A 24,764-nucleotide genomic window follows, 5' to 3' on the forward strand; every position below is an offset into this window, starting at 1 on the left:
CCCAGCCGGTGCTGATGCCGGTGGATGCCAGCCAGGCCATCTCCAGATAGAACTTCTGGCTGGTATCCACATCGGCAAACGGTGATCTTGTTGGGGGAGTGAACGCCGGGCCGCCCGTCATGCGGTACATGAACGCGGCCATCGCGTCACGGTTCACTGGGGTGAGGGCACGGTAGGTTTTCGTGCCATTGGGTCCAGCCCAGCCGGTGCTGATGCCGGTGGATGCCAGCCAGGCCATCTCCAGATAGAACTTCTGGCTGGTATCCACATCGGCAAACGGTGATCTTGTTGGGGGAGTGAACGCCGGGCTGCCCGCCATGCGGTACATGAACGCGGCCATCGCGTCACGGTTCACTGCTGTCAGAGGCCGGTATGCTCGGGCCCCGTCAAATTCGGTCCACCCAGTGCTTATTCCGCTGGCCGCCATCCACGACATTTCCCGCTGGAACTTCATGCCCACCGGAACGTCACTGAATGGCTGCGGATTAACGGCCGGTGCTACCGCTTTCACTGCCGCCGCGGCATCAACCAGCCCTGTTCCGCAACCTCCGGTGTAGCAAACTCCAGGGAATGGGCGGGAGGTCGCCTTGAGCTGTGCCTCGACCTGCGCCGGGGTAAGCGACGGATCAACCGACAGCATCAGCGCCGCGGCGCCCGCCACATGGGGCGTCGCCATCGAGGTCCCCTGTAGATAGCCGTAGCTCTCGGTCTCCGGGCCGGCGGCTCCGCTGTTCAGGGTGGACAGGATTGCGCTGGAGCGGCCGGTCGACGCATCGCCGCCGGGAGCGCTTACATCGACTTCGGGCCCGTGGTTCGAGTAGTTGGCCTTGTTTCCCTCACGACCGGTGGCCCCGACCACAACTACGTTGTTGCAGTTCGCTGGCGTCGTGTATTTTGCGAAGGTGTTTTCATTGCCCGCGGCGGTTATCACGACGGCGTTCTGGCTGTTTGCGTAGTTGATGGCGGTCTGGAAGGTTGTCCCGCAAGTGCCGGCGCCGCCGAGGCTGAGATTGATGACCTTCGCCGGGGTGGGGTTCAGGGGGAGGCCTGGCACGCTGCCGCCGGCGGCCCAGAGGGTGGCGGCAGCAACATCGCTGGTGTACCCACCGCAGGCTCCAAGAGCGCGGATTGGCTGAATCTGTGAGTCGTAGGCGACGCCGGCAATGCCCTGGGAGTTGTTCGCTACGGCGCCAATCGTTCCGGCTACGTGGGTTCCGTGCCAGGACGACGGATCGGAATTGCACTGGTCGCCTTCATCGGTCGGGTCTGAATCACGGCCGTCATTATCACCGGCGATCTGTGGGCTGGTGATGAAGTCGTAGCCGGGAATGATGTTCCCAGCCAAATCGCTATGTTCCGTAATCCCGGTGTCAATGACAGCCACCGTCACCCCCGCACCAGTTGACCGCTCCCAGGCCGAATCGACGCGCATCCCCGCCTCCGCCTCGAACAGGTTCCACTGGGAGTCGTACAGGTCATCGTCCGGGGCGATCGCCGTCGGCTGCATGAAAACATCGACCTCGGCGTATTCGACATCCCCGCGCGATTCCAGAGCGGCGACGACGCCGTCCGATTGTTCGGCAGTCAGGTCCTCTGTCGCTTCCACCACCGTTGCACCATCGACGGTGACGCCTACCTCGGTGACCGGTATCCCGAGACTGTTGACGGTGTTCTGGTAGGTCCTACCCCGTTCGCTGGTGCCGTCGCCGTTGCCGTCGAACTTCACAATGAAGCGGTCAGCAGGATGGTCTGCGGGATTGGTGTCCGTAGTCAGCGCCTCGGCAACCCCAGCGGTTTTGTCGGACTGTTGCCCAGCGAAGGCGGGCAGCGCCGTGATCGACCCGGCCAGCAGGGCTGCAGCAGCAGCGGAAGCGATTGATCGAGTCAGCCAGGAACTTTTCGGATGCCGGGGACTGGGGCCAAACGTCATAACAAGTTCCTTGAGAGCGAGGTCAAGGGACCACCATGACATCCCCCACCGGAATCATACAACCGGTCAGCGTTCCACTTCCCAGCCCCACCCCAACCCGGATCGAGTCAACACAAATAGCCACATTCCGGCACCAAACCTGCCATATGTGTTGACTCGATCCAAAGCGAGGAGGGGGGAGGTCATCCGATCGGACTAGGCCGTGCGGGGGAGTCGGGGCGCACCACCCGCTGACTAAACTGGCACTCATGATGGATCCCGCGCGCCCTGCTCCCGGAAGGCCGGACCGGTGAACCTCCTCGCCCGGCTGAAATCCCAGACGGTCGGGGACCACGACAACAACTGGGAACGCCCCGGTCCCACAAAGGATGAGCTCCGCAGGGACGTCATCGGCGTCGTCATCTTCGCGCTGGTCAGCGCGTTCGCCCTGGAACTGACCCGCGGCTTTGGGATGGTGGAGGAGGACAACCACCCGGTATGGGTCCAGCACGGAGTGCTGGCACTGATGATCGTTCCCCTGGTGCTCCGGCGCAAATACCCGGTCCTGGTGATGCTGGCGATGTCAGCCCTCTTCATCGGGCTGAGCCTGCTGTCACCCCTGGTGTCGCTTCAGCTCTCGTACCAGGTGGCGTATTTCGCCTCCCTGTATTCGGCTATTGCGTGGGCCAAGGACCGTCGGATGTTGTGGCTGGGCATCGCGGTGGTGGTGGCGGCGATGGCCCTGTGGCTCATCCTCGCCCTGACGGTGGCCAACACCTTCGACGGTGTCCTGGCGCAGAGTGAAGACAACCCTGATTTCGTTGGCGGGATCCTCGATCCGTTGGCATCGGTGGCGCTTTACAACTTTCTGGTGAACTTCGCTTACTTTGGCGGCGCCATCCTGGCCGGAATGACCTCGTGGCGCAACGCCTTGCAGCGAACCCAGCTCGCCGAACAGGCCGCGGAGATCACCCGTCAGGCCGACGAGCTGGCGAGGCGTGCGGTGGTGGAGGAACGGCTGCGAATCGCGCGTGAACTGCACGACGTCGTCGCGCACCACGTCTCGGTGATCGGCGTTCAGGCGGGTGCGGCACGCCGGGTTATCGAGAAGCGGCCGGAGGTCGCCGTCGAATCACTGCGCACCATCGAGCAAGCGAGCCGGCAAGCAGTGACGGATATGCGGAACCTCCTTGGCGTGCTCCGATCCGAGAGCACCGATCTCGGCGACACCGACGACGGCGGGCGGCGCCCCGAACCCGGCCTGGACGATCTGGAAGCACTGGCCCGCCAGCATCGGGAGCTTGGGCTGACCGTCAAGTTTGGCATGGTGGAAGACATCCCCGGCGCACTGGCCAGAGTTTCGGCACCACTGGCCCTTTCGCTATTCCGGACGGCCCAGGAATCGCTCACCAACGTGCGGCGCCATTCGACCGCCGGTTCCGCGGTGATGACGCTGCGGACCGGACTCGTCGGCGACCAGCGGTGGGTCGAGCTCGAAACAGTGGACAATGGGATGCCGCGTCCCAAATCCGAGCCAGGGTCCGGGTTTGGTCTGCAGGGCATCCGAGAACGGGTGGCACTGCACCGGGGCACTGCCGAAATTGGACCACGCTCCGAAGGCGGCTGGCGTGTCCGTGCCAGGTTCCTCGTTCACTAACCCAGAAAGACATTCCATGGATTCGATCCGCGTTCTGCTTGCCGATGACCAGGCCCTGGTTCGGGCAGGCTTCGCCACCATGCTCTCCATCGAGGAGGACATTGAGGTGGTCGGTCAGGTCACCAACGGTCAGGAGGCGGTTGATTTCGCCCACCGGCACGAGGTCGATGTGATCCTGATGGACGTGCAGATGCCACTCATGGATGGCATCCAGGCTACCGAGCTGATCACCCGGGCCGGCCGCGGGAAAGTCATCATCCTGACTACCTTCGAACGCGATGACTATCTCTTTGACGCTATCCGCAGTGGTGCCAGCGGGTTTCTCCTGAAGAACGCCGATCCTGACGATTTGATCGCCGCGGTGCAGGCGGTTGCCGGCGGGTACGCACTGCTCGCACCCGAGGTGACCGTTCGTGTGATCGAACGCTTCGCCAGGTCCCTCGAGGTTGCGGGGGAGACCACCCCCGGTGCCCAGCCCAGCGCTGAACTCCGCAAACGGCTTGACTCGCTGACCCAGCGGGAGAAGGAAATTCTCTCCAGCCTGGCGACCGGTCTCAGCAATGCCGAACTGGCCGGTAGGTTCTTTCTGGCGGAGGCCACCGTCAAGTCGCATGTGTCATCGTTGCTGGCGAAGGTGCAGGTTCGGGACCGGGTGCAGGCCGTGGTCTTCGCCTACGAAAGTGGTCTCATCCGTCCGGGGGAGTAGCAGGTTCAGCCTTTTGACTCATCCCCCGGGCGGGGGCGTTGCCTAGGGTTGATTCCAGGGAAATCTACAGGAGGACACCACATGCTGCAGGTCCAGAACCTCACGCGACGATTCGGTGAGAATACCGCTGTCGACGACGTCAGCTTCACCATCCCGTCCGGTCAGATGACCGGATTTGTTGGCGCCAACGGTGCCGGTAAAACCACCACTATGCGGATGATCATGGGGGTGCTCACATCGCATGGTGGGCAGGTGCTGATGGACGGCCGACCCATTACAGCCGACGACCGGTCAACCTTTGGTTACATGCCCGAAGAGCGGGGACTGTACCCGAAGCAGCCCATTCTCGATCAGCTGGTCTACCTCGGCCAACTGCATCGGATGACGGCCTCCGACGCGCGGGCACAAGCGCAGGACCTGCTGGATCGGTTTCAGCTCGGCGGCCGCGGCAAGGACAAACTCGAATCGTTGTCCCTCGGGAACCAGCAGCGCGTCCAGATTGCCGCGTCGCTGCTTCACCGGCCCACGGTTCTGATCCTCGATGAGCCGTTTTCCGGGCTGGACCCGGTAGCAGTCGACTCGATGGTCGAACTGTTGCGCGACCGGACAGCCGACGGAGTGCCGGTGCTGTTCTCCAGCCACCAGTTGGACCTGGTGGACCGGTTGTGCGACAACCTGGTGGTCCTGCGGCAAGGGCGCCTCGTAGCGTCCGGCTCCGGCGACGACCTCCGGGCAAAAGCACCCCGGCGCCACCGGATGACGGTCACCCCCGATGCCGGCTGGGTGCGTGAGGAAGCCGAGGTGCGGGTCATCGACGTCGCAGGACAGGACGCGGTGGTGGAATTCGACGACGACGACGCCGCGCAGCGCGTGCTCGCCTCAGCGATGACCCGCGGCAGTGTGCACGAATTCAGCCGGATCAGGCCCAGCCTGAGCGAAATCTACCGGGAGGTCTCCCAATGAGCACCGAAACGCCAGTCAAAGAGCGCGACGGCGGCGCGCCGTCGCCAGCATCGGGGCCCAGACCGCAGCCACCAGGAACCCAACCGCCCTGGCTGATCGTGACGCTGCGTGAGGTCATGATCAAGGCGAAGGATCGCAGCTATGCGATCAGCACGGTCGTCACGCTGGTGCTGATCGTCGCTGGCGTTGTGTTCAACGCCTTCATGATGAACCGCGGCGACGACTTCACGGTTGCCGTGCAGTCCGATTCAGCGGCCGCTGCCGTCGTCGAGCTCGCCGATCAGGCGGGCCAGGCCGACGACGGGAACGTCACCTTCACCGCCGTCGTCGCAGCGTCCGCGGATGCTGCCGTGGAACTGGTACGTGCCGAGGAAGCTGACGCTGCGTTGCTGCGGGAAACCGACGGTAGCTGGCAGCTCACGGGAAAGACCGAGGTCGATTCGGGGATCAGCCAGCAGATTGACGAGTCGCTCAACGAGTATGTGTTGGGCCAGAACGCCGCTGCGGCAGGAACCACGGCGGAGCAGCTGCTATCGGGGGCCGACCTGGAACAATCCCTACTGGAAGGCAGCGAAGAAAACCAGTTGCTCGCTACGATCGCCGGATTCGTCTTCAGCTTCCTGTTCTATATGGCATCAATCATCTTCGGCATGGCCATTGCCAACTCGGTGGTCGAGGAAAAACAGAACCGGGTGGTGGAAATCCTGGCTACCGCAATCCCGATCCGCCAACTGCTCTACGGCAAGGTGTTGGGCAACACCATCCTGGCCATGGTCCAGCTAGCCCTCTACGGCGGTGCTGCCCTGCTGGCCCTGAACCTGACTGACACAGCCGATCTGGTGGGAAGTATCATTCCGGCTTCGGGCTGGTTCCTGGTGTTCTTCCTCTTCGGATTTCTGATCCTCGCCGCGATCTGGGCTGTTCTCGGGTCGCTGGCGAGCAGGCCGGAGGATCTGAACAATAATTCGACGCCGGTGATGGCCCTGATCTTTGCGGCTCTCTTTGTCGGATTGTTCGCCTCCGGCCAACTCCTGGTGGTGGCTTCCTACCTCCCCGTGGTGTCATCGGTGGCGATGCCGATCCGGGTACTGAACTCGCCGGTGGCTCTCTGGGAGCCACTCCTATCACTGGTGATCGCCTTGGCGGCAGCCGTTGCCTTGCTGCACGTCGGCGAGAAGATCTACCGACGTGCAGTCATGCAGGGTGGTGGGGCGCTGAGCTTACGGAAAGCAATCAAGCTGGAGCAGTAGCATCCCGAGGGGAGCCGGCGGTGTCTCCACCTGGGCGGTTTACGGCGCCCAGGTGGAGACAACCTCAATGAGGGCAAACCGCTTGGCTGCCTCCGACTCCTCGAAACCAAGACCCGTAGGAATGGCCATGAGGCCGTAATCGCCGGGCGCGAGATCTGGTGCCAGGCTGATCTGGAAGGTGTAATTGCCGTTGGCGTCGGCATACACAAGGGGGTATCCGATCAGCGACGAATCGGTTTGGGCGGGTCCGAAGTTCATCTGGATTTCCGCACCGGGTGCATAGCCGGAGCCGACGACGTTCCAGGTGGTTCCGACATGGCGGACCACCCGTAGCCCATCCCAGGTGGAGACCAGTTCGAGGTCATCGTAAGAACCCGACAACCCGGGAATCGGAGGTTCGGACGTTTCGGTGATTGGCGCTTCTGTCGGCGCTGTGACATTGGTAGCGTCCTCGGTCGGTTCGGGCGCCGGTGCTGTTGACGGTTCGGCGCCCGGTACGGGACCAGCCGATTCGGGAGCGTCAGGAGTTTCCGCAGGCGACGACGAACCCTCAGCGGTCGGCGTGGGGGTGGCCGACGACGTGGTGGCGGGGGAGGCGCTCGACTCTGAACTGGTCACCTCCGCCGAGGGCTCAGTGTTGGAAACGCAGCCGGCAAGGAGCAGGGCTGCGATGGGGAGGGCAAGAAGGGGCGAGAACTTCTTCACGGGCTGTGCTTTCGTAAGGATTGGTCGGTAGATAGCTTGGACACTACCGATGCGGCGCGCCAACCGACAGCACGACTTGGTTACGTGAGCCAACCGTTATACAACGTCCTGGTGCCTCGTGGTGTGCTCCTACCCGTTGCGGATCAGTTGCTCAGGAATGTTCAGCTCGATATCAGCCAGGGATCCTATCTGCATGGCGCTGTCTACGCGACACACAGGCAGAAGGGGTGGCTCGCCGGATCAAGGAAGACCCGGAAGGTTTCACCGGGCTGGACTGCGGCCTTGGTGCCGCCGAGGCCGAGGACCACAGCCTCGCCTTCGTCCAGGTTTTCAACCATCAGGTCGAAGTGCATCTGCTGTGGGCTGCCCTGGTCCGGCCAGGCAGGAGGTCGGTAATCTGCCACCTGCTGAAATGAGATGCAGTTACTCCCGTCGTCGGGGCGGATATCCGCCCAACCGTCGTCGGCATCCACTTTCCACCCGAGCAGTGCCCCGTAGAAGGTTGCGAGGGACGCCGCATCGGGGCAGTCAATGACGACACTGGGATAGCGAGCGATGGCCATGCCGGAAGCTTACTGCCGCACCTGGCCAAATTGAAGAGGCAAGCCCGGTGGGTGAACGGATTCACAATGTTCAAGAACGTGGTGCTTACCGCCTCGCCGGCCTAGCAGCGGAGCCGGTCAGCTGTTCCCCAACGACTTCAGGGCACGCCCCGAGGAGCCGCCCAAATTCCAGTCAGTGGTCAACTGCTCGATCCGGTCCAGATGACCTGCATCGAGGGGCTGGATTCTCGCATTCAATTCCCCGAGGTCGAGGTCGCGGACTACGTTGACCACTGTGGGGGCCACCGACAGGTAATCGGCTGCCTTGACAATTTTGGCCCGCATGGAGGCGGACATGGAGGAACCAGGGTCGTTGGCAGCTGCAACAATTCCGTCCAGGTCTACGAACTCCTGCAGCAGGCTGGCGGCAGTCTTATCGCCAATTCCCGGCACCCCGGGCAGGCCATCGGAAGTATCCCCCCGCAATGCAGCGAAATCCGCGTACTGACCCGGCAGCACCTTATATTTGCTGACAACCGTGGCGTCAGTCAGGACTTCCAGTTTGCTCATGCCACGGGCGGTGTAGATCACCCGAACGTCGTGGCTATCGTCGACCAACTGAAAGAGGTCCCGGTCACCGGTGACGATGTCCACGGGGAACTCGGCCTGGGCTGCCAGACTGCCGATGACGTCGTCGGCCTCGTGCTCGGCAGCTCCAACCAGCGTAATTCCGAAGGCGGCCAGGGCGTCACGAATCATTGGCACCTGGGCCACCAGCCCTTCCGGTACTTCCTCGATGTCGACGCCGACGGCCACCGCGGTGACCATCCGGTGGGCCTTGTAGCTCGGGATGAGATCGACCCGCCAGGCGGGGCGCCAATCGTCGTCCCAGCAAGCGACCAGGTGGGTCGGCTCATAGTCAGCGACAAGCCGAGCGATCATATCCAGCAGGCCGCGCACGGCGTTGACCGGAGTTCCGTCGGGAGCCCTCAGGGAATCGGGCAATCCGTAAAACGCGCGGAAGTAGAGGGACGCGGTGTCAAGGAGCATCAGTCGGTTAGCCACACCGTGATCCTCTCACGAGAGGGCTCAAAGACAAGGTCAAGAATGCCGGCGAAAATTTCCTCCATGGTCCCCACGTCCTCAGTACTATGTGCGGAGGACCAAGATGGTACTTCATCGGAAAAGCGCGAAAACTGCTGAATGGAGCCAGCTATGGTGACCAGAAAAAGGCAAACCAGCGTTAACCTGCCGCAGGGCGCGATGATGCGCGCGATGGTGCAGCGGGGGTACGGGGCTGCCTCTGTGCTGACCCTCGAACAAATTCCGCGCCCTGCACCGGCACCTCACCAGGTGCTTGTCCAGGTGCGTTCCGCCGGTCTCGACAGGGGAGCGTGGCACATCATGACCGGCAAGCCTTACCTGCTCCGCCTCGTCTTCGGACTGCGCACACCCCGTCAGCCAGTTTCCGGTCAGGAGTTGGCGGGCACCGTCGTCGACGTCGGTACAGGCGTCCGGGGGTTTCGGATCGGGGACGAAGTGTTCGGGATCGGCGCGGGTGCGTTCGCCGAATACGCTGTGGCCCGGGAGGACAAGCTCGCGCATAAGCCGCCAGGCGTGTCCTCCGAGAGTGCCTCGATAGTTCCCGTGTCAGCTGTGACAGCGCTGCAGGCCCTGCGGGAGATGGGCCGGGTCAAAGCCGGACAGTCAGTTCTGGTAATCGGCGCCTCAGGTGGGGTGGGCAGCTATGCCGTCCAGTTGGCGAAGCATTTCGGGGCCAAGACCACCGGGGTGTGTAGCACTCAGAAGCTGGATTTTGTCAGGTCCCTGGGGGCAGACCAGGTCGTCGACTACACCACTGAAGACTACTCACATGCGGGACGGAATTACGATTTGATCCTGGACATAGGAGGCAACTCCTCACTGCACCGCCTTCGAGGGGCGCTGAGATCCAAAGGAACAGCTGTCATTATCGGAGGTGAAGGCGCTGGCGACTGGATTGGTATCGGGCGCCAGCTACGGGCAGTCCTGATGTCTCCCTTTATCAGCCAAAACCTCAGGATGTTTGTCGCCAAGGAGCGCTCCGCTGATCTGGAGTTGCTGGGAGGCCTGGTCGAGGCAGGCGTCATCACTCCGCAGCTTGGCGGTACCTATCCGCTGGACCAGACTCCGCAGGCTATGCGTCGGTTGGAAGAGGGGGCGGTGAGTGGGAAGCTCGCAGTCCGTGTGTAACGTTGCGAATTACTGTTCTTCAGCGGGGGGATTATTCCGCCCGCCCGATGAGTAACGGCGCATCATCCGCCGTGCCGGGCCCGCCCAGGAAAGTAAAAGAATAATGGTGAAGAAGTTATTCATCATTCCGCCCAGCAAGTTCACTGGCATCACCTGGGTGAGAAGCAGGACAATCATCCCCGCACCCAAGACCATTTTCGCGATGTGCAGGGCTCGGCTATTCACCGGCACCGGCCACGGGTGGAGGTCGACGGTCGACGAGTCGTTCCGCTTACTTTTGGACATCTGTGCCCCGCCCCTTTCGTCAGCATCAAGAATACCCTGTGACCCACGGCAACGTCTCCGCAGGGTGCCCGAACCTGCGGGCAGGCGGAAGCGTTTCTAGCGTATTCTCAGAGAGATTATTGCCGGAATAGCTGGTCTCATTTAGAAGGAACTGAATTTTATGGCTGAACATTCCGGCACTCGGGCGGGATTCCGTGGGCGTTTCCTGGCGGCTACGGCAACGATGGCGGCAGTGATGCTTGCGTTGGCAGGCTGCGGGGGTGTCCCGCCTGCTTCGGCTCCCGAAGCTTTGAACGTTGTTCACGCGGCAAATGTGTCCACTAAGGGCGCGGGGTGGCTGCACACTGACGGCGGAACAATTCGCGACGCGGCAAACAAGCCCTATGTCATCAGGGCGGCCAATTGGTTTGGCCTGGAGACGCCCGACTGCGTCCCCCACGGACTGTGGACCATCAATCTCAATGACGGGCTCCGGCAGATAAAGTCGATGGGCTTCAACACCATTCGACTGCCGTACTCCAACCAGTGCATCACCACCGGCAAAGTCAGCTCTGACACCAACTTCTACGCCAACCCGGAGTTGGCGAAAAAGACCCCACAGCAGGTGATGGACCTTTTCATCGCCAAGTCCAAGGCTTTGGGACTAAACGTCATTCTTGACCGACACCGCCCGTCCTCGGCCGCTCAGTCAGAGCTTTGGTACACCCCCCAGTACAGCGAGGCGCAGTGGATCGCCGACTGGAAGAAGCTCGCCACCCGGTACAAAAACGAACCCACAGTGATCGGCTTCGACCTTCACAACGAGCCCCACGGCGTAGCACGTTGGGGCGGCTCGAACCCCGCACATGACTGGCACGCTGCCGCGACCCGCGCTGGCAAGGCAGTTCAAACAGTGAACTCCAAGCTCCTGATCATCGTTGAAGGCGTCGAGGCCCAGGGCAACGGCTCCTGGACCTGGTGGGGCGGCGGCCTCGCAGATGTGGCCAAGAAACCCGTAAAGCTGACGGTACCCAACCAGGTGGTCTATTCACCGCACGATTACCCGGCATCGGTATATCCGCAAAAATGGTTCTCGGCATCCAATTACCCCGCGAATCTGCCGGGAATTTGGGACGCCAACTGGGGCTATATTTCCAAGAACGGGATAGCGCCTGTCCTGGTCGGAGAATTCGGTTCAAAATTGGAAACCACCTCTGACAAGCAGTGGATGGGTAAGCTCGTGAGCTATTTGGCAGCGAACGGAACAAGCTTCGCCTACTGGTCGTTCAATCCCAACAGTTCCGACACTGGCGGACTACTAAAGTCGGATTGGCGTACCCCGGAAACCGCCAAACTTGCCGCGCTGAAGCCCATCCTTCGGCCCGTGGCGGTGCCCACACCTACCCAGTCGGCCGCGCCTGCGCCAACGTCGAAGCCGGCCCCTGCCCCTACACCCAGCAAGACGGCTACCCCGGTTCCGGGAACAGGATCGAGCGCGGTTGCCGCCAAGTGGTCGTTGCAGAGTTCGTGGAACGGGGGATATGTCGCCCAGATATCGGTCAGTGCTTCCAGGGCCGTGAACTCGTGGTCGGTGACGTTCACCGACCCCAACGTCATCAGTGTTGCCAACTCCTGGGGGATGAAGTGCACGTCGGTGACCAGGAAATCGGTGACCTGTGTCGGCTCGGACTGGACCAAAACCCTGCGAAAGGGTCAGACGGCAACGGTCGGTCTGCAAGTGAACGCACCCAAGCCGCCGGTCAAGCCGGTAGTCACGGTCAGCGCTAAGTAGCTGCCACGGGGACGTTGTCCCCGTCGGACTCCGGGCTGTTCCCGGGGTCCCCGTGGTCCTTCATCGCTGACCTCCGTAGCGCAAGCCAGAAAAGGTTGGCCTCCGCCGACCGCTCAACCTGAATGATTGAGTCAGCCAGCAGGGTGTCGGCCCAGTGCTGCACCAGGTCATGGTGGAAGACAAACTCCTCGAGAGCGTTTCGTTCGGGTAACGGCAACTTCGCTGTCTGCGGACCATGCGGCAACTGGTCGATTGCGGCAATGATCGATTCCAGGGTACGGCGGACCGTCTCCGGGCCGCGGGATTGCTCGGGAATCCGCCCAAGGTCTTTGGCTGAAGCAATTTCGGCGCGGAGCGACTGGGTGTATGCCACCCAGCCGCGGGCCTGGTCAGGGTGGACAGTCATCGTGCCGAGCGTTCCCGGCACGAGGGACCTGTCAAAGATGACGTAGCCACCCCGCCCATTGTGCTTCGCCGAATACATCGCCTGGTCCGCCTCCTGCAGGAGCGCTTCGCCCTCCGTGCCCGTTGAGCTGACAGCAAGGCCAACGCTGACGCTCATTTCCAGCTCGACGCCGGGCAGGCTGAAGGGTGGACTGACGGCGGCGAGGATGCGCCCGGCCATACCCGGGGCCTCCTCCCTGGTAGTGCCAGGGAGGAGCAGGGTGAATTCGTCGCCACCGTTGCGCGCTGCAGTGTCGCCGGCCCTGATGCAGGACCCCAATCGCTGCGCGAGCTCGACCAGGAGAGCATCTCCGGTGGCATGCCCATAGGAATCGTTGACTGGTTTGAAACCGTCTATGTCGACTGCGATCACCATGACCGACGCCCCGGTCCGCTGGCTCAGGCTGAGAGCCTGGTTGAGTCGATCGTGAAGGAGAGTTCGGTTGGCAAGGCCCGTCAGGGGGTCATGGAGGGCCTGGTCGGCGAGGCGATCCAGGAGAGTATTCTCTTCGCGTCTGGCGCGCTCATGGATGGTCCAGTGCACAATGCTGGTGACGCACATGGCCAGAAATAACGCGCTGTGAATCAGGGACCATGCCACCGGGCTGTCGGTGGCAGCCTGGTGGTTGTAAACCGCGGTAGGGGAATGCAGACCCATGAAGGCGTGATAACCGAGAACCAGAAGAGATGCTGTCGCCAGCGGGGCCCAATCCTCGTAGAGGGCGACCACCGGGACCAGAATGAAAAACAGAAAATGGGCTTCGATGGTGCCACTGATATGCACCACGAGGGCGGCGATCAGCATTAGGGAGGCGGAGCTCAGCGACGCACTGAACCTCCGACCGATGGGAGCCTTCCACGCCACCAGGGCCACAGCCACCGGCGGAACCCCGAGCGATAAAGCCATCCACGGGGAGGTCCCCAGACCGAGGGCGAATACGGTGACCATCCCGGATGCCACCAGCGCGAAAAGGACGATTAACCGGTGTCGGGAGTTCCATGCGGGATCAGGGAGTCGCGAACCACGCGGAAATGCAGCGAGAACAGACTTCCCCCACCGAAATATCACCGAGATGCTCCCGAATCTGTTGAGGAGCGCACCACGCGCCCGCGCCACGATCAGTGTGGCATCCCTACGGTAGCCCCAATTCGGTCATCTTACGTATATCCCACCCGATACAGCGGAAAAATTGCGGAGAAGCAGCCAGCCGGGCCGCGAACAAGCTGATGATGCTAGGCGATTCCTGGACCCATCTCCCCCGAGAGTGAAATCCATGCAGCGACGAGCGATCCGGCAATGACAGCCGCGAACAACAGCAGCCAAACCGGCGATGGGACGCCGGTGCTGCGATAGAGCAGGTAAGCATCGGAGGACTGGAGCTCCCGACGCCGTCGCAGATGGACCGCGAGCACCTTGCCAAGATCACGGACCGAACCAACCAGCAAGGCCAGACCAAGGGCAACCACCACGTGCCCGGTCAGTTCCTCAGGCACTGCCAGGACCAGCACCATCGAAAGACTGACTGTCACCAGAAGAATCAGTACACCGCCAGCATTGCGGATGAACGCCAGGGCCGCCAGGAGGATCAATGCGCCGGTCGACAGGGCCGCCGGACCCCAGCCGTTCACCCCGGCCCAGGTCAGGGCCGCCCCGAGTGCAGCCGGCGTCGGATACCCCCAGAAGCCGGACCAGGCGGACCGCCACCCCGGCCGGCCGATCGTCGTCGTCGTGCCCGCATGGTCCATGGTGAGGGTGATTCCTTTGAGGACACGACCCGTCATGAGGGCGGCGAACGCATGGCCGAGTTCATGCACGATGGTGGTGAACAAGCCGAAATACCGCCAGGTTGCCCGGGGGAGTGAGAGAAGCGCGGCAGCGATCACCATGATGAGCAGCTCAACACCGGTGATCTCCGGAGGCGCGGCCCGGGCGAATCCGCCCAGGAGTTGGTACCACCACGTCTCGATCATTGCACCACCCTACTGAACGAAAATGGGTACGCCGGCGTGAAAGACTAGTGGCATGTCATCGAGCACCCCATCAAGTCAGCCCGACCCGCAGCGCGACGGCGTCAAGGAACGTACCCACCTCGGATTACGGATCGACGACGCCTGGCACTCGGTCCAGACCAATGTCGCCATCAAGCGTGGGCATGTGGAGACCATCATTCCCTACACCGGCTATGGCTCAGCAACCTGGATTCGGGTGCTCGCCCGTGTGGTACTTGCCGATCCAGTGGAGATGGCGCCCATCAAGGGCGGCGAAGTGCTGAAGACCATCAAGGAGGGCATCCGTGGCTGGCGCAACTTCACCAGCGCGCCGGTGCGCTACGCGAAAGTCACAGTTGAGATTGACGGGGAAATCCATGAGGTGACCGCCGACCGTGGCGGCATCGTCGATGCGCGCATAGATGCGCAGCTTGCCCCCGGGTGGCACACCATCAAGTTGCGGTCCGCCGATGACATCCTGGTTGAGTCGCCGGTGCGGATTATCGAGTCCGGCACCACCTTCGGGGTGGTGTCTGACATTGATGACACGGTGATGGTCACAGCCCTGCCCAGGCCCTTCCTGGCGGCCTGGAACACGTTCGTTCTGGACGAGCACGCCAGGGCGGCGACGCCCGGCATGGCAGTCCTGCTCGAACGGATCACCCAGGAGACTCCCGGTGCTCCCGTGCTCTACCTGTCCACCGGAGCATGGAATGTTGCTCCCGCGCTGACCCGGTTCCTCTCCCGGAACCTCTACCCGGCGGGTCCGAAACTGCTCACCGATTGGGGTCCGACCCGGGACCGGTGGTTCCGCAGCGGACCCGAGCATAAACGCAGCTCTCTGAAACGGCTCGCAGGCGAATTCCCCGACATCAAGTGGCTCCTCATCGGTGACAACGGGCAGCATGATGAAGAAATTTACGCCGACTTCGCGGACCACTACCCGCAGAATGTGCGCGCGGTCGCCATCCGCCAGCTCACCATGGGTGAGGCGGTCCTGGCCGGTGGCCGATCGAACGCGAAACCGTCATCGCGGACGCCGAATATTCCGTGGGTGTATGCACCGGATGGCGCTGGAATGTCGGCGCAGCTCGCTGATCTTGGCATCATTGATCATTCGTTTCAGGAGCCGGCAGAGTAATTCCCTCCTGGTCCTGGGGGCCAGCGTCAGCGTGGATGGTCAGCAGGATGCGCCTTAGGGACATGCCCATCGAAGCCGTGGCTTCGATGCGATCATCCGGCGAGACGTGTTTGACGTGCCCCATCAGGTCTTCCACCGCCGCTTCTGCATCGGTCATCGAATCGGCTGTGGTGTCCCACTCTTCAACAGCGGCGGCGGTCAGGTTCAGTGCGTGGGCGAGCGGCGGTCCCAGGGGCTTGGGCAGCGGGGTGGTCTCCGGTGATCGCCAGATGACGTCGGCGAGCAACTCGGTCATGTCCTCCACATAAAAAGTGATTCGCTCCATCGACTGCAGGGAGTGGAAATCTGCAGCGAGGTCTCTCTTGTGACGGTACTGACGGATGTTCCCGTGGCGGCTCGAATCAGCCAGTTGAACCGCTGTACGCACCTCCTGGCTGAACGTGGTGAGTTTGGTCTGCCGGTCGGCCCATTCCTCGTGCTCGGGGGGCCATTGTTCCCGCAACGCCTCACCCATGTCCTTGAGCTGCAGGGACAGCGCCGACCTGAGGCTGTCGAGTCCAGTGATCACACCAGTGAGATGCAGGGGCGGGACAATGACGATGTTCACGATTAGCCCAACGGTCACGCCCACCAGCATCTGCACCAGATACCCGAACGAGTACCCATCGGGATCGTCGCCGCCCAGTAGGAGCACAAACAGGGCGGCGATGGGAATCCAGTCCCGGCCCGCACCGATGCGCGGCAGACCACCGGCCAGCACCCCAAAACCAACCACCAGCGCGATGGAGAACACTGAGCGGTCGCCCAGGAAAATGATAGGGAACGCCAGGGCAAACCCGATGGCCAGCCCGATAAGGATCTGGAATCCCTGTTTGGCTGAACCCGAGATGGTTGGGTACATGCAGGCCACGGCGCCGAGCGGCGCGTAGTACGGATACTCCGCAGCGACTCCCGGAACCTGCAGAGCGATCAGCCAGGCGATGGACGCGGCAAGCGCAGCTTTGACGGCCAGCAGTAGCCGCTTGTGTCGGACCAGCCCACCCATTTGGGTTAACAGGCGTGCACCGGATGGTTTTTTCAGCATGCTTGCTATTCTCCCAGCAATGCCGAATACATCCAATGACGCAGTATTACGCGGCCGATACTTGATGCCGCCGGGTCGACGGCGTAGCGTAGCCCCCAAGTTACTTCAGTAACGGGTCAGCGACTCTCCGATGGAGAGTGTGGGTGCCCCCATGTGGGCCTGACATTTGTTCGCAGAAGTTCAAGTGGTGCGCGGCCGCGCCACGCCTGAACTCAGCTCTGCGTCCCTCCTGGTTATTCACTCAACTGATGCCTACCGTTTCAGCAGTGACCTATCGACAAGGACACAAATGTCTTTCGCGCATTCGCCCCCGCAGAGCTACCCCGCTCTGTCCTACGAACTTTTCCCGCCCCGGTCCGCCAGCGCCGAAGAGGCTCTTTGGCGGACGATCAGAGCCCTTGAGGATACCCGCCCCGACTTCGTGTCCGTCACCTACGGGGCGTCCGGCTCCAACCGTGACACGGCCATCGGTCTGCTCATGCGGCTGCTTGATGAGACCACCCTGAAGCCCCTGGCGCACCTGACCTGCGTGGGTAATTCACGCGACTACCTCATGGAGCTGATCGATGAACTGATCTCCCGTGGGGTGCGCGGCATCCTCGCATTGCGGGGTGACCGGCCCCAGGACATGTCACTGTCAGCAGGCGAGCTGCACTATGCCAGCGAGCTGGTGGAGCTGATCCGGCGGGTGGAGCGTCAGCTGACAGCCCACCTGTGTGCGGGGAAGGTCGCCGTCGGGGTCGCCGCCTACTCCACCAAACACCCTGAATCGCCCAGTCTCGAACATGACATCGAGGTGCTGCTGGCCAAACAGTCCGCTGGCGCCGACTTCGCGATCACCCAGGTGTATTTCGCTCCCGATCACTACCGTCGGCTCCTGCGTACCGCCCGCAGAGCCGGGGTGGAGATTCCCATCATTCCCGGTGTCATCCCCTTCACCAGCGTGCAGCGGCTGGAGCGTCTCAGCGAGCTCGCGGGAATCGAGGTTGACGTCACGCTCAGGGACCGGCTGATGAACGCCGACGACGACGCCGCGCGGCGCCGCATCGGCGTTCAGGCCACCGTGGACCTCGCCCATGCGGCGCTCGACGACGGCGCCCCGGGCCTCCACATCTACACCTTCAACGAACATGGCGCGGCACTTGACGTCCTGGACCGGCTCGAGCTCAGCCGCCCCCCAGCACCAGGTCTCAGCCGATCCGCCTGATCCCTCCCACTCCCGAAGGACCCAACTCATGAGCAAAGCATTCCCCGCAGCCACCATCGTCGGCTACCCCCGTATTGGTCCCCGCCGCGAACTCAAAAAGGCAGTCGAAGCCTACTGGGCGGGAACGAGTACGGCCCCCCAGTTGGAGGACACCACGCGGCACCTCCGGCTGAACGGTTACAGGCACCTCTCCGGCCTCGGCCTGGGGGAATCCACGTCGGCGATCCCGGCGTCATTCTCCCTCTACGACCAGGTGCTCGACACGGCCGCGACCTTCGGCGCCGTTCCCGACCGGTTCCAGGACCTCTACGACGACGGCGGCCAGCTCGGCCTGGACGCCTACTTCACCCTGGCGCGTGGCGACGCCGGCCGGCAGCCTCTGGAAATGACCAAGTGGTTCGACACCAACTACCACTACCTGGTTCCCGAAATCGGGCCAGACACCCGCTTCACGCTCGCCAACAACTGGATACTCCGCAACGTCGCGGAGGCGGCCGAACAGGGTCTGACCGTCCGCCCGACCATAATCGGTCCGGTCACGTTCCTGCTGCTGAGCAAGGCAGCCGACGAAGCGCCGGCAGGGTTCGACCCGCTCAGTCGTCTAGATGACCTACTGCCGCTGTACATTCAGTTGCTCGAACAGCTGGCCGAAGCGGGCGCGCAGTGGGTGCAACTGGAAGAGCCTGCCCTGGTGGCAGACCAGGCGGTTCCCGCCTCCGAGGTGGCTGGCGCCGTCGAACGGGCCTACCGTTTCCTCACCGCTGCGAAGGTACGACCCGCGGTGCTCGTCACCACCCAGTACGGCTCGCTGGGCGGTCTACTGCCCATCCTCGGGGGTGCTGGGATCGACGCGCTCCACCTCGACCTGGTCAAAGGCGAGCTGCCCGCTGCAGCCGACCTTGCCGCCCTGGGGGATACCACCCTGGTCGCCGGAGTGGTGGACGGCCACAACATCTGGAAGGCCGATCTGGCGCGAGCGGCCACAACACTGTCCACCCTCACTGCGACGGTAACCCGAGTGAGCGTCGCCACGTCGACGTCGCTGCAGCATGTGCCGCACAGTGTCGAGGACGAACCGCAGCTGAATCGCGAGCTGCGGACGTGGCTGGCCTTCGCTGATCAGAAGGTGGAGGAGGTCGTCACCCTGTCCCGGCTGGTCGATAACTCACCGGCGGGATCCATTGACGCGGCAATAACTGAAGCGTCGGCTGTGCGTGCCTCTCGCGCTGCTGCCGAAGGCGTGATCCGCAGCGAGGTGAGGGACCGCCTCGGGTCGCTCACGCCGTCGGACTTCACCCGCGTCGCCTATCAGGAGCGGACGGCCGCGCAGGAAACAGCCCTGCAACTGCCGGTGCTACCGACCACCACGATCGGATCGTTTCCGCAGACAGCCGAGGTGCGCTCGGCCCGGGCCCGGTTCCTCCGGGGCGACCTCACCGCCGAGCAGTACACCACCCTGATGAAGGAAGAAATTTCCCGGGTGGTCACGTTGCAGGAGGACCTGGGGTTCGACGTCCTCGTCCACGGCGAACCGGAGCGGAACGACATGGTGCAGTACTTCGCCGAAAACCTGGACGGGTTCGATGTCACAGTGAACGGGTGGGTGCAGTCCTACGGTTCACGGTGCACCCGGCCGTCCATCCTCTGGGGCGATGTGAGCCGTCCGGAGGCCATCACCGTGCGATGGGCGGAGTACGCCCAGTCACTCACTGAGAAGCCGGTGAAAGGGATGCTCACCGGACCGGTCACCATCCTGGCGTGGTCGTTTGTGCGGGATGACCAGCCGCTGCGGGAGACCGCCAACCAGGTGGCACTCGCCCTCAGGGACGAGGTAAGCGACCTGGAGCGCGCCGGTATCCGTGTCATCCAGGTCGATGAACCAGCGCTGCGGGAGCTGCTGCCACTGAGGAAGGCGCTGCAGCCGGACTACCTTGCCTGGTCGGTGGCGTCGTTCCGGCTGGCGACGGCGGGGGCAACACCGGCTACGCAGATCCACACCCACCTCTGCTATTCGGAGTTCGGCGCCATCATCGACGCAATCGATGGGCTGGATGCCGATGTCACCTCCATCGAGGCCGCCCGCTCACGGATGGAAGTGGTCCACGACCTGCAGGAGCAGCAGTTCGCCCGGGGAGTGGGCCCGGGTGTCTACGACATTCATTCGCCCCGGATCCCCGACGAGGAGGAGGTGGTAGCACTCGTCGAGAAGGCGGTTCGGCAGCTGCCAGCCCGCCAGATCTGGGTGAACCCGGACTGTGGGCTGAAAACCCGGGGATACGCCGAGACCATTGAGTCGCTGCGGAATCTGGTCAACGCTGCGGCCCGGGTGCGGGCCCAGCTCTAGCGGCGGATCGGCTCGATGCTCTGTGCCTTGAGGATGCCTGCCAGCTGGTCCATGAAAAGCCTCACCCTGGTGGTCTGCTTGTCACCGATCTGCAGCGCGAAAATGCTCCGCGCGAGACGAATCTCCGGGACATCAAGAGCCACCACACCGGCCGGGCCGTGCGTCATCGCTAGTTCAGGAACCAGCGCGGCGCCGAGCCCGGCCGCTGCCAGCTCGAGGCTGGCATTGAAATCGTCGCAATACGCCACCACCCGGGGGTGCAGGTTGCAGCTGGCAAAGAGCCGCTCAATCACCGTGGCATCAGCGGTTCCCGGGTGGTGCATGATCCAGGGCATGTCGGACAGCTGGTCGGCGCTCACCGCCGCCCCCGGCTGAATGCCCCAGGCCGCGGGTAGCACGACCCGGAAATTGTCGTCCCCGATCCACTGCCGGCTGACCGATGACGGCCATGCCAGCCCACCCTGGCCCACCTGGAACACCAACGCCAAATCGAGCTCGCCGCCGGCCCGCAAACCCTGGATGGTCTGGCCGGGTTCGGCCACGTACACCTTCAGACTGATCCCCAGGCGTCGCCACTCAGGGGTTCCCAGTAGCCGCGGCAGGGCATAGGTCGCCAGGCTCGGAAAGATCCCCAACCGAAGCTCCTGGGTGGACTCCGCCTCGGCACGCGCGGTGGACGCCAGCAGGGCGTCAATATCGGTGAGAACCTTCGCGGCGTGACGTGCCATGACCACCGCCGCCTCGGTGGGTATCGCGCTCCGCGCCGACCGTTCGAACAGGGTGGCACCGGTGTCCCGCTCCAGGGCTGACATTTGCTGCGACACGGCCGACGCCGTATACCCCAACCGGGACGCAGCAGCAGTAAAGGATCCGAGGCGAATGACCTCCAGAAGAGTGCGCAAATGCACTGGGTTAACCACGGCAATCCTTTCGTCAGCTGACGCTTTATCCCTGCCGTCTGGCCTGATCCATTGCACCAATCCGGAAATCGTCCGTCTCCGAACACTTACCAAACTATATTTACAACAGGCGTTTTCCTTCTAGGAGGCCTGTAGTGGCGAGTTGACCGGCCCAACCGGCCGGCGGCGAAGTCCCACGACCCACGCGGAGGAGCGCAGATGACCGACTATCAGCATGACCCTGACCCCCTCGGGGCCGACCGTAGCGGGTTCCGCGCACGGCGCAGGATCGCCGTCGTCGGCAGTGGTGTCGCCGGGCTGACCGCGGCCTACGTGCTGAGCCGTCACCATTCGGTCACGCTGTACGAGGCCGACCACCGTGCGGGCGGGCACGCCCACACCCACCAGATGCCGATGTCCGATGGCACCACCTCGGGGGTGGACACCGGGTTTATCGTCCACAACGACAGGACCTATCCCACCTTGCTGCGACTCTTCGGGGAGCTGGGGGTTCCCACGCAGGACTCAGACATGACCATGTCGGTGCGGTGTGATGGCTGCGGCCTCGAATACGCCGGAGCGAAGGGCCGCCGCGGGGTGTTCGCCCAGCAGGGAGTGCTCCGCCGCGGGAAATACCTCAAAATGCTGCTCGAAGTACTGCGCTTCCAGCGCGACGCCCGCACCCTGCTGAAGGACACCGGCGGGTATGAGGGACACACCGACAGCCCAACCGTCGACGACGGCATGACCCTCGGGGAGTTTCTCGCCAAGGGACAGTTCAGCGAGTACTTCACGTCCCACTTCATGACCCCGGTCGTCTCGGCCGTGTGGTCCTGCGACCCGGCGACGGCGCTCGCCTACCCCGCGCGGTACCTGTTCTCCTTCATGTCCCACCACGGGATGCTCACCATCAAAGGATCACCCCAGTGGCGCACGGTCACTGGCGGGTCGGGGGAATACGTGACCCGGGTGCTGGAACACATCGAGGACGTGCGGCTCGGTTCGCCGGTGACCGATGTGAGCAAGGTGGGGGACGGCGTCGTCGTCACGGTGCTAGGCGATGCTGCGCACCAGGCCACCGAAACCTACGATGCCGTGGTCATTGCCACCCACCCGCATCAGGCGCTCGCCATGTTGGGGGACCCCGATCCGCTGGCGGCCGAAGTGCTTGGCGACATGCCCTACTCCACCAATCACACCCTGTTCCACACCGATGAATCGGTGCTGCCGCGCACCGACGCCGCGCGGTCGTCGTGGAACTATCGGTTGCCGTCCTGCGACGCCAGCCCCGACCGTGTGCTGGTGACGTACGACCTCACCCGGCTGCAGCGGCTCGAAGGCCGGACCGACCACCGGTTCCTGGTCAGCCTAGGTGAGGGTGACGAGATAGCCCCGGCCTCAGTGCTGCGTTCCATGACCTACGAACACCCCCAGTACACGCCGTCGTCGTTGGCCGCCCAGCGCCGGTTGACCGAGCTCAGCGACGACCGCATCGCCTTCGCCGGGGCCTACCACGGCTGGGGGTTCCATGAGGATGGCGCCCTGTCCGGGCTGCGCGCGGCAGAACGCCTGGGGGGATCCTGGGACGCCGAGCGACTCGACGCGGCGCTGGAGGACGCTCCGTCATGACCGCCGCCCTGTACCCGACGACGATCCGACACATCCGCCGGACGCCGTTACAGAACGAGTTCACGTACCGCAGCTACAGCTGGTTCGTGGATCTGGCTGATCTGCCGGTGCTCCCGCGCGTGCTCAGGCCATTCGCAGTATTCTCGGCAGCCGACCATCTGGGGGACCCGGAGCAGTCCATCCGGTCCAACGTGGCGACCTACCTGGCGACCCAGGGTATCGACGACGACGGCGGCCGGGTGACCATGCTGGCCAGCGGACGGGTGCTCGGTCACGTTTTCAACCCGTTGAGCCTGTTCTGGTGCCATCGCACCGACGGGTCGCTGGCCGCGGTCATCGCCGAGGTGCACAACACCTATGGGGAGCGTCACTGCTACCTGCTGAACCCCGATGAGTCCGGCCGGGCAACAACCGGGAAAGCGTTCTATGTGTCGCCGTTTAACGACGTTTCAGGAAATTATGAAATGCGGGTTCCGGAGCCGGCGGAACGTCTCAAGGTTGCAATCACCCTGCACAGGGACGGCCAGGCCCCTTTCATCGCCACAATGGCAGGGCACCGGTTGCCGGCCACCACCCGAAATGTTGTTCGGATGATCACGGCCATCCCTGTTGCACCCCTGCGCGCAGCTGCGCAGATCCGGTGGCAGGGAGTTAAACTCTGGATGCGTCGTTTGCCGGTGCGCACCCGACCACACCATGAATCACAGGAGGCAGTTCGATGAGTACCCTTGTTCGTTCCGAGGCTAACGCTGACCCGGAGTATTGGCCCGGTATCGCCAACGTTCCATCGGGTCCGAGGAACAAGGTTGCTGCAGCCCTCGCCGAGAAAATCTTCGCTGCCGCAGTGAACCGCCTGCAACTGAGGGTGGTGTACGACGACGGTACGGTGCTCGGCGCTCCAGGCGGCGGTCCACGTCCCGAGATGCGCATCCACCGGCCCGCCGACTTTTTTGCCCGCCTGGGCGACAACGGTCTGATCGGTCTGGGTGAGGCCTACATGGCGCAGGACTGGACGGCGTCGGATCTCACCGAGGTGATGCAGGTGTTCGCCGCGCAGGCGGCGCACCTGGTCCCGGTGCCGCTGCAGAAGCTCCGCGGACTGTACCTGCCGAAGCCGCCCCGCAAGGAGCGCAACACCAAGGTCAACACCCGGTCAAACATTTCCCGGCACTATGACCTGTCCAATGACCTGTTCAAGTTGTTCCTGGACGACACCATGTCCTATTCCAGTGCACTGTTTGACGCCAACGGTCCGCAGCTGCTGGACGCCCGGTGGGATGACCTTCCTGAAGCCCAGCAACGCAAGGTCGACCGCCTGCTGGACCAGGCCGACGTCAGGGAAGGCACCCGCGTGTTGGAAATCGGCACCGGCTGGGGTGAGCTGGCCATCCGTGCGGCACGCCGCGGCGCCACCGTAGTCTCGGTAACCCTGTCGAGTGAGCAGAAGGAACTGGCCGAACGTCGCATTGCCGACGCCGGCCTCTCCGATCAGGTGACCGTGGAGCTGAAGGATTACCGCGCCGTCGAAGGCCAGTTCGATGCGATCGTGTCGGTAGAAATGATCGAGGCTGTGGGCTACGAGTACTGGGGCGTGTACTTCCAGACCATTGACCGGCTGCTGGCCCCGGACGGCCGGGTGGCTATTCAGGCGATCACCATGCCGCACGAGCGGATGATGGTGACCCGCCGGTCCTACACCTGGATCCACAAGTACATCTTCCCCGGAGGCTTCATCCCATCGGTGCGGGCGATCGAGGACATCACCGACCGCTACACCAGCCTTCGGGTACGGGAGCGGCTCTCCATGGGCGACCACTACGCGCAGACCCTTCGGCTGTGGGAAGAGCGGTTCCTTGCCCACACCGATGACGTCTCGGAGCTGGGCTTTGACCAGGTCTTCCAGCGGATGTGGCAGTTCTACCTGTGCTATTCGAGGGCCGGTTTTCAGTCCGGTTACCTCGATGTGCAACAGCTCATCTTCGACCGCCGGCCATAACCATCAGGAGC

General features: G+C 63.2%; 21 protein-coding genes. 12 read left to right on the forward strand and 9 right to left on the reverse strand.

Annotation, left to right across the window (positions count from 1 at the left end):
* A partial coding sequence (locus ACX80T_RS09370; protein WP_459304263.1) for a S8 family peptidase occupies positions 1 to 1,930 on the reverse strand: 1,930 nt, incomplete at its 3' end.
* A gap of 289 nt (positions 1,931 to 2,219) precedes the next feature.
* Here ACX80T_RS09370 and ACX80T_RS09375 point away from each other — a divergent pair.
* The 4 genes from ACX80T_RS09375 to ACX80T_RS09390 all read left to right on the forward strand — a co-directional run bounded on the left by ACX80T_RS09375 (position 2,220) and on the right by ACX80T_RS09390 (position 6,485).
* Positions 2,220 to 3,566, forward strand: coding sequence for a sensor histidine kinase (locus ACX80T_RS09375; protein ID WP_019482511.1), 1,347 nt, complete (start codon positions 2,220 to 2,222; stop codon positions 3,564 to 3,566).
* Positions 3,567 to 3,582: 16 nt separating this feature from the next.
* Entirely contained in the window at positions 3,583 to 4,272 is a 690-nt protein-coding gene (locus ACX80T_RS09380; protein ID WP_019482510.1) for a response regulator transcription factor, read from the forward strand.
* A gap of 81 nt (positions 4,273 to 4,353) precedes the next feature.
* Entirely contained in the window at positions 4,354 to 5,235 is an 882-nt protein-coding gene (locus tag ACX80T_RS09385; protein ID WP_019482509.1) for an ABC transporter ATP-binding protein, read from the forward strand.
* The gene (locus tag ACX80T_RS09390; RefSeq protein WP_019482508.1) at positions 5,232 to 6,485 is read left to right on the forward strand and encodes an ABC transporter permease; all 1,254 of its coding nucleotides are present in this window, start codon (positions 5,232 to 5,234) and stop codon (positions 6,483 to 6,485) included. The genes ACX80T_RS09385 and ACX80T_RS09390 overlap by 4 nt, the downstream gene beginning before the upstream one ends.
* Before the next feature lie 39 nt (positions 6,486 to 6,524).
* On the opposite strand, the gene ACX80T_RS09395 is transcribed toward ACX80T_RS09390, so the two are convergent.
* From ACX80T_RS09395 to ACX80T_RS09405, 3 genes are all read right to left on the reverse strand, one after another.
* Positions 6,525 to 7,190, reverse strand: coding sequence for a hypothetical protein (locus ACX80T_RS09395; protein WP_024477427.1), 666 nt, complete (start codon positions 7,188 to 7,190; stop codon positions 6,525 to 6,527).
* 203 nt (positions 7,191 to 7,393) lie between these two features.
* Positions 7,394 to 7,753 carry a VOC family protein gene (locus ACX80T_RS09400; RefSeq protein WP_019482507.1) on the reverse strand — a complete coding sequence of 120 codons (360 nt, stop codon included), beginning with the start codon at positions 7,751 to 7,753 and terminating at the stop codon, positions 7,394 to 7,396.
* 117 nt (positions 7,754 to 7,870) lie between these two features.
* Positions 7,871 to 8,797: a 5'-3' exonuclease gene (locus tag ACX80T_RS09405; protein WP_024477426.1), complete on the reverse strand. Its 927-nt coding sequence runs from the start codon at positions 8,795 to 8,797 to the stop codon at positions 7,871 to 7,873.
* 150 nt (positions 8,798 to 8,947) lie between these two features.
* On the opposite strand from ACX80T_RS09405, the gene ACX80T_RS09410 reads away from it, so the two are divergent.
* The gene (locus tag ACX80T_RS09410) at positions 8,948 to 9,964 is read left to right on the forward strand and encodes an NAD(P)-dependent alcohol dehydrogenase (RefSeq protein ID WP_237715258.1); all 1,017 of its coding nucleotides are present in this window, start codon (positions 8,948 to 8,950) and stop codon (positions 9,962 to 9,964) included.
* Between the two features lie 9 nt (positions 9,965 to 9,973).
* On the opposite strand, the gene ACX80T_RS09415 is transcribed toward ACX80T_RS09410, so the two are convergent.
* A complete protein-coding gene (locus ACX80T_RS09415) occupies positions 9,974 to 10,249 on the reverse strand; it encodes a hypothetical protein (protein WP_019482503.1) in 276 nt (91 codons plus the stop codon).
* Positions 10,250 to 10,409: 160 nt separating this feature from the next.
* Between ACX80T_RS09415 and ACX80T_RS09420 the strand changes: the two genes are divergently transcribed.
* Entirely contained in the window at positions 10,410 to 12,020 is a 1,611-nt protein-coding gene (locus ACX80T_RS09420) for a cellulase family glycosylhydrolase (protein WP_019482502.1), read from the forward strand.
* Here ACX80T_RS09420 and ACX80T_RS09425 read toward each other — a convergent pair.
* Both ACX80T_RS09425 and ACX80T_RS09430 read right to left on the reverse strand, forming a co-directional pair.
* A complete protein-coding gene (locus ACX80T_RS09425) occupies positions 12,013 to 13,371 on the reverse strand; it encodes a diguanylate cyclase domain-containing protein (protein WP_459304264.1) in 1,359 nt (452 codons plus the stop codon). The genes ACX80T_RS09420 and ACX80T_RS09425 overlap by 8 nt on opposite strands.
* A gap of 326 nt (positions 13,372 to 13,697) precedes the next feature.
* The gene (locus ACX80T_RS09430) at positions 13,698 to 14,435 is read right to left on the reverse strand and encodes a M50 family metallopeptidase (RefSeq protein WP_024477423.1); all 738 of its coding nucleotides are present in this window, start codon (positions 14,433 to 14,435) and stop codon (positions 13,698 to 13,700) included.
* 52 nt (positions 14,436 to 14,487) lie between these two features.
* Between ACX80T_RS09430 and ACX80T_RS09435 the strand changes: the two genes are divergently transcribed.
* Positions 14,488 to 15,594 (forward strand): App1 family protein, encoded by a 1,107-nt coding sequence (locus ACX80T_RS09435; protein ID WP_024477422.1) that lies wholly within the window; start codon positions 14,488 to 14,490, stop codon positions 15,592 to 15,594.
* Here the strand turns inward: ACX80T_RS09435 and ACX80T_RS09440 are convergent.
* Positions 15,560 to 16,678, reverse strand: a complete 1,119-nt coding sequence (locus ACX80T_RS09440) for an FUSC family protein (protein WP_084442932.1) — start codon at positions 16,676 to 16,678, stop codon at positions 15,560 to 15,562. The two genes, ACX80T_RS09435 and ACX80T_RS09440, sit on opposite strands and share 35 nt — an antisense overlap.
* Before the next feature lie 289 nt (positions 16,679 to 16,967).
* Here ACX80T_RS09440 and ACX80T_RS09445 point away from each other — a divergent pair, with 289 nt between their 5' ends.
* On the forward strand, positions 16,968 to 17,885 hold the full coding sequence (locus ACX80T_RS09445) for a methylenetetrahydrofolate reductase (protein ID WP_116778113.1): 918 nt from the start codon (positions 16,968 to 16,970) through the stop codon (positions 17,883 to 17,885).
* Between the two features lie 28 nt (positions 17,886 to 17,913).
* Positions 17,914 to 20,229 (forward strand): 5-methyltetrahydropteroyltriglutamate--homocysteine S-methyltransferase, encoded by a 2,316-nt coding sequence (metE, locus tag ACX80T_RS09450; protein WP_024477420.1) that lies wholly within the window; start codon positions 17,914 to 17,916, stop codon positions 20,227 to 20,229.
* Here the strand turns inward: metE and ACX80T_RS09455 are convergent.
* Positions 20,226 to 21,149, reverse strand: a complete 924-nt coding sequence (locus ACX80T_RS09455) for a LysR family transcriptional regulator (protein WP_024477419.1) — start codon at positions 21,147 to 21,149, stop codon at positions 20,226 to 20,228. The genes metE and ACX80T_RS09455 overlap by 4 nt on opposite strands.
* Before the next feature lie 198 nt (positions 21,150 to 21,347).
* Between ACX80T_RS09455 and ACX80T_RS09460 the strand changes: the two genes are divergently transcribed.
* From ACX80T_RS09460 to ACX80T_RS09470, 3 genes are read left to right on the forward strand one after another with little or no spacing between them, the layout of a single operon-like run.
* On the forward strand, positions 21,348 to 22,757 hold the full coding sequence (locus ACX80T_RS09460) for an NAD(P)/FAD-dependent oxidoreductase (RefSeq protein WP_207771304.1): 1,410 nt from the start codon (positions 21,348 to 21,350) through the stop codon (positions 22,755 to 22,757).
* Positions 22,754 to 23,479, forward strand: a complete 726-nt coding sequence (locus tag ACX80T_RS09465) for a DUF1365 domain-containing protein (protein ID WP_116778112.1) — start codon at positions 22,754 to 22,756, stop codon at positions 23,477 to 23,479. The genes ACX80T_RS09460 and ACX80T_RS09465 overlap by 4 nt, the downstream gene beginning before the upstream one ends.
* The gene (locus ACX80T_RS09470; protein ID WP_116778111.1) at positions 23,476 to 24,753 is read left to right on the forward strand and encodes an SAM-dependent methyltransferase; all 1,278 of its coding nucleotides are present in this window, start codon (positions 23,476 to 23,478) and stop codon (positions 24,751 to 24,753) included. The genes ACX80T_RS09465 and ACX80T_RS09470 overlap by 4 nt, the downstream gene beginning before the upstream one ends.
* The last annotated feature ends 11 nt before the right edge of the window (positions 24,754 to 24,764 follow it).

It is taken from the genome of Arthrobacter sp. Sr33, from assembly GCF_054511195.1.

What these genes read in the sequence shown, in the direction of transcription:
- ACX80T_RS09380 (WP_019482510.1), top strand. Translation starts at nt 3,583, where the DNA reads ATGGATTCGATCCGCGTTCTGCTTGCCGATGACCAGGCCCTGGTTCGG.
- ACX80T_RS09385 (WP_019482509.1), top strand. Translation starts at nt 4,354, where the DNA reads ATGCTGCAGGTCCAGAACCTCACGCGACGATTCGGTGAGAATACCGCT.
- ACX80T_RS09390 (WP_019482508.1), top strand. Translation starts at nt 5,232, where the DNA reads ATGAGCACCGAAACGCCAGTCAAAGAGCGCGACGGCGGCGCGCCGTCG.
- ACX80T_RS09400 (WP_019482507.1), bottom strand. Translation starts at nt 7,753, where the DNA reads ATGGCCATCGCTCGCTATCCCAGTGTCGTCATTGACTGCCCCGATGCG.
- ACX80T_RS09410 (WP_237715258.1), top strand. Translation starts at nt 8,948, where the DNA reads ATGGTGACCAGAAAAAGGCAAACCAGCGTTAACCTGCCGCAGGGCGCG.
- ACX80T_RS09415 (WP_019482503.1), bottom strand. Translation starts at nt 10,249, where the DNA reads ATGTCCAAAAGTAAGCGGAACGACTCGTCGACCGTCGACCTCCACCCG.
- ACX80T_RS09420 (WP_019482502.1), top strand. Translation starts at nt 10,410, where the DNA reads ATGGCTGAACATTCCGGCACTCGGGCGGGATTCCGTGGGCGTTTCCTG.
- ACX80T_RS09425 (WP_459304264.1), bottom strand. Translation starts at nt 13,371, where the DNA reads ATGGCTTTATCGCTCGGGGTTCCGCCGGTGGCTGTGGCCCTGGTGGCG.
- ACX80T_RS09430 (WP_024477423.1), bottom strand. Translation starts at nt 14,435, where the DNA reads ATGATCGAGACGTGGTGGTACCAACTCCTGGGCGGATTCGCCCGGGCC.
- ACX80T_RS09435 (WP_024477422.1), top strand. Translation starts at nt 14,488, where the DNA reads ATGTCATCGAGCACCCCATCAAGTCAGCCCGACCCGCAGCGCGACGGC.
- ACX80T_RS09440 (WP_084442932.1), bottom strand. Translation starts at nt 16,678, where the DNA reads ATGCTGAAAAAACCATCCGGTGCACGCCTGTTAACCCAAATGGGTGGG.
- ACX80T_RS09445 (WP_116778113.1), top strand. Translation starts at nt 16,968, where the DNA reads ATGTCTTTCGCGCATTCGCCCCCGCAGAGCTACCCCGCTCTGTCCTAC.
- metE (WP_024477420.1), top strand. Translation starts at nt 17,914, where the DNA reads ATGAGCAAAGCATTCCCCGCAGCCACCATCGTCGGCTACCCCCGTATT.
- ACX80T_RS09460 (WP_207771304.1), top strand. Translation starts at nt 21,348, where the DNA reads ATGACCGACTATCAGCATGACCCTGACCCCCTCGGGGCCGACCGTAGC.
- ACX80T_RS09465 (WP_116778112.1), top strand. Translation starts at nt 22,754, where the DNA reads ATGACCGCCGCCCTGTACCCGACGACGATCCGACACATCCGCCGGACG.
- ACX80T_RS09470 (WP_116778111.1), top strand. Translation starts at nt 23,476, where the DNA reads ATGAGTACCCTTGTTCGTTCCGAGGCTAACGCTGACCCGGAGTATTGG.